This window comes from Oleiphilus sp. HI0066 (assembly GCF_001635725.1).
The window spans coordinates 1-1118 of sequence record NZ_LWFH01001232.1 but is presented as its reverse complement, the minus strand read 5'-3'; the positions used below and the strand labels follow the sequence as shown (position 1 = coordinate 1118).

The 1118-nt window shown below is 44.4% G+C and carries 1 protein-coding gene; it reads right to left on the bottom strand.

From position 1 onward, the window contains the following. Positions 1–165: 165 nt before the first annotated feature. On the bottom strand, positions 166–1118 hold a 953-nt coding region (locus A3738_RS17730), incomplete at its 5' end, for a serine hydrolase (protein WP_068763748.1).

Sequence of the window (1118 nt, the reverse complement as noted above, 5' to 3'; positions counted from 1 at the left end):
CTTCGTGTTTATTTGAAGCCAAATCTTCTTCAATAATCGTTTCAAGAAAGTGCTTAGATTTAGTTGGTGCAGTGTCCGACATATATGAGTTTCACCTAGTGAACAGAACTAACAATAGAAAGGGCGCGCATTATACCGGAATACGCGCCCTCTATAATAGACGTTTTATATCTTGGTAATAGAACAGTTCTTAGAAATTGCGTTAACAAAACGCACAAGAGAAGGAATATTGTTTGCAACAATAGGAATGCCGCTAGTCATAAGAGAAACGCTAATCTCCCTTCGAGGGTCGGCCCAAGCCATTTTATTGATTAAACCAATATGCCCATAACAAGCCGAACTATTCGCACCCCAAATACCGACTGGCTTGCCACCAAGCATTAAACCCGCGCTATAACGCATTGGCATCATCAAGGTACGATCAAACTGAACACTCGCAACCTCTTGAATCGCTCGACGAATCGTAATCTCCTTCGCTACTTGCTTTCCCTTCCATTCACCGCCGTTAAGCATCATCTGGAAAAAGCGATTCATTTCTTCTGCTGTTCCCATAATATTGCCTGCTGGAATCACCGCGGACAGAAATCGAGGATCGTTTGTCACATCTTCGACCAAATCTAAAGGCCCACCTAATGCGCGTTTAATCAAATATGAAATTGGGAAACGCGGTTTCAAGCCTATCGCATAGTTCATCGCGACGCGGTCTGCATATTCATCATCAATACCATACTTAAAGTATTTCATGCCCATCGGCTTACGAATACGCTCATCTAAGACTTGCTGAATCGTCTTATCAGTGACCTTGCTGACCACACGCTCGAGAATATAACCGCCCGTCAGCGCATGATACGCCAACTTGTCACCGCGTGGCGAGTCAGGCTCCGCATCGCATAATAAACGCCAAATCGTATCGTTATCCCATAAAGTTTCTACCGGCAGCCCCTCAGGCAAACCGGGAATACCACTGCGATGCGATAGCACCTGATGAATCGTGATGTTTTTCTTGCCATTGCGGGCAAACTCAGGAAGATAAAAACTAATCGGATCATGCAGATTGATCAGTTTCTTCTCGTTTAACATATGCATCAATAGTGCTGTGACCGCTTTAGAAGCTGAGA